The 5,200-nt window shown below is 67.9% G+C and carries 4 protein-coding genes and 1 pseudogene; 2 read left to right on the top strand and 3 right to left on the bottom strand.

Going from position 1 to position 5,200, the window contains the following annotated elements; translation table 11 throughout:
- The first annotated feature begins 63 nt into the window (after positions 1 to 63).
- Both ACRDUX_RS35960 and ACRDUX_RS35965 read left to right on the top strand, forming a co-directional pair.
- On the top strand, positions 64 to 1,905 hold the full coding sequence (locus tag ACRDUX_RS35960; protein WP_526421481.1) for a dynamin family protein: 1,842 nt from the start codon (positions 64 to 66) through the stop codon (positions 1,903 to 1,905).
- 35 nt (positions 1,906 to 1,940) lie between these two features.
- Positions 1,941 to 3,440, top strand: a complete 1,500-nt coding sequence (locus ACRDUX_RS35965; RefSeq protein ID WP_526421483.1) for a dynamin family protein — start codon at positions 1,941 to 1,943, stop codon at positions 3,438 to 3,440.
- Between the two features lie 71 nt (positions 3,441 to 3,511).
- Here the strand turns inward: ACRDUX_RS35965 and ACRDUX_RS35970 are convergent, their stop codons facing one another.
- The 3 genes and pseudogenes from ACRDUX_RS35970 to ACRDUX_RS35980 form a co-directional block, all read right to left on the bottom strand.
- On the bottom strand, positions 3,512 to 3,952 hold the full coding sequence (locus tag ACRDUX_RS35970; protein WP_526421485.1) for a hypothetical protein: 441 nt from the start codon (positions 3,950 to 3,952) through the stop codon (positions 3,512 to 3,514).
- A 40-nt stretch (positions 3,953 to 3,992) separates the two neighbouring features.
- Positions 3,993 to 4,925, bottom strand: a complete 933-nt coding sequence (locus tag ACRDUX_RS35975; protein WP_526421487.1) for an LLM class F420-dependent oxidoreductase — start codon at positions 4,923 to 4,925, stop codon at positions 3,993 to 3,995.
- A gap of 46 nt (positions 4,926 to 4,971) precedes the next feature.
- Positions 4,972 to 5,200, bottom strand: a pseudogene (locus ACRDUX_RS35980) (TIGR03085 family metal-binding protein); the annotation flags it as partial.

The following is a 5,200-nucleotide window of genomic DNA, read 5'->3' on the forward strand; positions in this document are numbered from 1 at the left end:
ACTGTGGGGACCCCGCCAGACTCGCGTGCGTACCTTTATTGGCGACCCGAGTGGAAGAGCCCCATGACGCAACCGAACGACCCGCGCAAGGTCAAGGTCATCCTCGAGTTGATCGACCACAGCACCAGGATCGCCAATGACTACGAGCGCGGCGATCTGGTGGATCGACTCGCAACGGCCAAGGAGCGGATCAGCGACCCGCAGATCCGCGTGGTCATCGCGGGCCAGCTCAAACAGGGCAAGAGCCAGCTGCTCAACTCGCTGCTCAACGTTCCGGTCGCCCGCGTCGGAGACGACGAGACCACCACGATGGCGACCGTCGTCTCCTACGGCGAGCAGGCCTCGGCGCGTCTCGTCGTCGCCCGTGGCGATGGCGCCGAGCCGGAGGTCGTCGAGATCCCCGTCGCCGACGTCCGCAACGACCTGCGCCGCGCCCCCCAGGCGGGCGGCCGCGAGGTGCTGCGGGTCGAGGTGACCGCGCCGAGCCCGCTGCTGAAGAACGGGTTGGCGTTCGTCGACACCCCGGGCGTGGGTGGCCACGGCCAGCCCCACCTCTCGGCGACGCTCGGTCTGCTGCCCGACGCCGACGCCATGCTGATGGTCAGCGACGCCAGCCAGGAGTTCACCGAGCCCGATCTGACCTTCATCCGGCAGGCCGTCGAAATATGCCCGCTGGCAACGATTCTCGTCACCAAGATGGACCTCTACCCGCATTGGCGCGAGATCGTTGCGGCCAACGTTGCGCACCTTCAGCGCGCAGGCATCGACGTGCCCGTCGTTCCGGTCTCCTCGACGCTGCGCAGCCATGCCATCCAGACCAACGACAAGGAACTCAACGAGGAGTCGAACTTTCCCGCGATCGTCAAGTTCCTCAGCGACCGGGTGCTCGTCCGTGAGAACGACCGGGTTCGCGACCAGGTGCTCGCCGAAATCCGCTCCGCCGCCGAGCATTTGACGATGACCGTCGAGACCGAGCTCTCGGCGATCAACGATCCCGACGACAGGGACGCGATGAACGCCGACCTCGAGCGTCGCAGGGAGGAGGCGCAGGACGCGCTGCAGCACACCGCGCTGTGGCAGCAGGTGCTCAACGACGGCATCAACGACCTCACCGCGGACGTGGATCACGACATGCGCGCGCGGTTCCGGGCGATCACCCAGCACACCGAACACGCCATCGACGGGACCGACCCCACCCACCACTGGGCCGAGATCGGCGCCGAGTTGGAGAACACCGTCGCCACCGCCGTCGGCGACAACTTCGTGTGGGCCTATCAGCGGGCCGAGGCGCTCGCGCAGGAAGTGGGCCGCACCTTCATGGAGGCCGGCCTCGACGCCGTGAAGATGCCGCAGATCAACGCGCGTGACATGGGTGCGGGCTTCGGCGAGATGAAGTCGCTCGCCAGGTTGGAGGCCAAGCCGATCGGCAAGGGCCACAAGGTCGTCACCGGCATGCGCGGTTCGTACGGCGGTGTGGTGATGTTCGGCATGCTGACGTCGTTCGCCGGCCTCGGCATGTTCAATCCCCTCTCGCTCGGGGCGGGACTGTTGCTCGGCCGCAAGGCGTACAAGGAGGACATGGAGAACCGCATGGCCCGCGTGCGCAACGAAGCCAAGACCAACGTGCGCCGCTTCGTCGACGACGTGTCGTTCATCGTCGGCAAGGAATCCCGCGACCGGCTCAAGAGCGTGCAGCGTCAGCTCCGTGACCACTATCGCGAGATCGCGAACCAGACCACGCGATCACTCAACGAATCGCTGCAGGCGTCCCTGGCCGCGGCGAAGATGGAGATCGACGAGCGCGACACCAGGGTCAGGGAGCTCGAGCGCCGGCTCAACATCCTGCGCCAGGTCACCGAACACGCCGTGAACCTGTCGCCAGCGCCGGAACCCGTCGCCAAGTGACTTCGCAGCCGTAGTAACTAAGCTGTGCCCCCGACATGAGTACGAGCGATCGAGTGCGCGCGATTCTCGGCGGCACCATCCAGGCGTACCGCGGAGACCCGGCCTTCTCCCAGCGCCCCGACGTCCACAACGAACTGGACTGGATCGGCAGGCGCCTCAATCAGCCGATCCGCGTCGCGCTCGCAGGCACGTTGAAGGCAGGAAAGTCGACGCTGGTCAACGCGCTGGTCGGGGAGGACATTGCGCCGACCGACGCCACGGAGGCCACCCGCATCGTGACGTGGTTCCGCAACGGCGCCACGCCGAAGGTGACGGCGAACCACCGCGGTGGCAGGCGGTCGAACGTGCCGATAGCCCGTGGCGCGTCGGAGCAGAGGGGGTTGACGTTCGACTTCGCCAGCCTCGACCCCGAGGACGTCGTCGACCTCGACGTCGAGTGGCCCGCCGCGGAGCTCGTCGACACCACCATCATCGACACGCCCGGCACCTCATCGCTGTCCCGTGACGTCTCCGAGCGCACCCTGCGGCTGCTGGTCCCCGACGACGGCGTGCCACGCGTGGACGCCGTCGTCTTCCTGCTGCGGACGCTCAACGCGGCCGACATCGCGCTGCTCAAGCAGATCGGCACGCTCGTCGGCGGCTCGGCGGGCGCGCTTGGCGTCATCGGCGTCGCGTCACGGGCCGACGAGATCGGTGCGGGCCGGATCGACGCGATGCTGTCCGCGAAGGACGTCGCGACCAGGTTCACCGCGGAGATGGACAAGACGGGAATCTGCCAGGCCGTGGTCCCCGTGTCCGGGTTGCTCGCGCTGACCGCACGGACCCTGCGGCAGAGCGAGTTCGTCGCGCTGGAGAAGCTCGCTGGGGTGGACGCGGCCGAACTGGCCAAGGCGATGCTGTCGGTGGACCGGTTCGTGCGCGAGGACAGTCCGCTGCCCGTTGATGCCGCCATCCGTGCGGCGCTTCTGGAGCGGTTCGGCATGTTCGGTATCCGCATCTCGATCGCGGTGCTCCGGGCAGGTATCACCGATTCGGTCGCACTGGCCGACGAGCTGCTCGAGCGCAGCGGGCTGATCGCGCTGCGCGACGTCATCGATCAACAGTTCGCGCAGCGGTCGGATCTGCTCAAGGCCCACACCGCGTTGTTGTCACTGCGCAGGTTCGTCGAGGCCAACCCGATCTTCGCCACCCCGTACATCCTCGCCGACATCGATCCGCTGCTCGCGGACACCCACGCGTTCGAGGAATTGCGGCTGCTGAGCCAATTGCGTTCGCGGGCAACGACGTTGAACGAAGACGAAATGGCGTCGCTGCGACGGATCATCGGCGGCTCCGGCACGGATGCGGCCAGTCGGCTCGGTCTGCAGCCGGAGGCGCCCTACGACGGCCCGCGTGCGGCGTTCTCTGCCGCGCAGCGATGGCGCCGCCGAGCCGACCACCCGCTGAACGACCCGTTCACCACCAGGGCGTGCCGGGCGGCGGTGCGCAGCGCGGAGGCGATGGTCGCCGACTTCGCCGCGCAGGGCCGTACCTAGCTCGCCGAGTGCGCGCTTGCTTACGGCTTTTCTCGCGATTCGCGTACACCAAGCGGGCAGTCAGCGTGGCTTCACGGACGCGGGAATCCCGTCCGCGTCTCGTTGAACCTCGGACGGGTGCGACCGTCGTCATAGGTGGACGGGGTCCTGGTCCTGGGCAGGTTGGACGGATTGAACGACGTCGTGGTGTCCGTGCTGGACGTCGTCGTCGGCGTCGTCGTCGCCGAGGTGTCACCCGGTTCGATGTCGGTGGTGACCGGGGGACTGGTGCTGGTGATCGTCTCCGTGGTGCTCGTCGACGACGAGGCCGACGTGCCTCTGCCCGAGGTGCTGGGATCCAGGTAGTACTGCGGTGCCGGCGCAGGGTCGTTGACTTGGCGCGCCACGCACGACACACCCCAGAAGAGGATGGCGAGCACGATGAGGGCGGCGACGCTGGCACCCGCGAGAGTCGAGGGCCGTTCGTGCCATGCGGGTTCGACGTCGTCGTTGGAGTCGTCCTCGCCTGTCACGGCCTCCGATAGTAGCCGCGGCTGCCGAGTGGCGGCCGGGTCAGCCCAGCTGGGGGATGACCTCGCTTGCGAAGAACTCCACGTGGTCCAGATCGGACTGGTCCAGGACCTGGAGATAGACCCGTTGCACACCGGCCTCGGCGAACGCGTCCAGCTTGTCGGCGATCTCCGCGGGCGTGCCGACGAGAGGAGAATTGCCGCGCAGCTCGTCGACCTCGCGACCGATGGCGGCGGCCCGGTTGGCGATTTCGGCATCGTCCCGCCCGGCGCAGACCACGAATGCGGCCGAGTAGATCAGCGAGTCGGGGGAACGGCCCGCGTCGGCGACTGCCGCCGCGACCCGGCCGTACTGGGTCTTGAGCGTGTCGAGGTCGGCGAACGGGATGTTGAACTCGGCCGCGAACTTCGCCGTCAGCGCAGGCGTTCGCTTGGGCCCGCCACCACCGATGATGATCGGCGGGTGCGGCGACTGCGTGGGTTTGGGCAGTGCCGGCGAGTCCTTGATCGAGTACTGCGCGCCGGTGTAGTCGAACGTCTCGCCCGCCGGCGTCGTCCACAGCCCGGTGAGGATGTCCAACTGTTCGGTCAGCCGGTCGAAACGCTCGCCGAGCGGCGGGAACGGGATCGCGTACGCGTCGTGCTCGGCCTCGAACCAGCCGGCACCGATGCCCAGATCCACACGGCCACCGCTCATTTCGTCGACCTGGGCCACCGAGATGGCCAGCACTCCTGGATGGCGGAATGTGGCGGAGGTGACCATCGTGCCCAGCCTGATCGTCGACGTCTCGCGGGCGATGCCCGCCAGTGTCACCCAGGAGTCGGTCGGTCCCGGCAGTCCGTCGCCCGCCATCGCCAGGTAGTGGTCGGATCGGAAGAAGGCGGAGTAGCCGGCCGCCTCCGCGGTCTGAGCGACGGCGAGCTGGTCACCGTAGGTGGCACCCTGTTGCGGTTCGACGAATACGCGGAAGTCCATGTCCCCCATCCTAATCCCCCAAGTCGGTCCGCTCCCGACCGCCCGCCTAAAGGCCGCGGTCAGCGCCGCGAACTGCCACGACGGCGGCGTCGTCGCCGGAGAAGCTGAGCTTGGCCTCGTCGCGTCCGGAGATGAACATCAGCAGCTCTCCAGGGTCGCCGGTGACTACCACGTTGGCTCCCTTGCCGAGGGTGGCCAGCGTCGTGCCGTCGGGTGTGCGCAGCGACACGCGCGCCGGGGTCTTTGACATCGTCATCCGTGCCATGAGGCCGACC

Origin of the sequence: Mycobacterium sp. (assembly GCF_050701675.1) — a bacterium.
GTDB lineage: Bacteria > Actinomycetota > Actinomycetes > Mycobacteriales > Mycobacteriaceae > Mycobacterium.

Excerpts from the sequence above, each read along its gene's own strand:
- ACRDUX_RS35965 (WP_526421483.1), top strand. The coding sequence starts at position 1,941 with ATGAGTACGAGCGATCGAGTGCGCGCGATTCTCGGCGGCACCATCCAG.
- ACRDUX_RS35975 (WP_526421487.1), bottom strand. The coding sequence starts at position 4,925 with ATGGACTTCCGCGTATTCGTCGAACCGCAACAGGGTGCCACCTACGGT.
- ACRDUX_RS35960 (WP_526421481.1), top strand. The coding sequence starts at position 64 with ATGACGCAACCGAACGACCCGCGCAAGGTCAAGGTCATCCTCGAGTTG.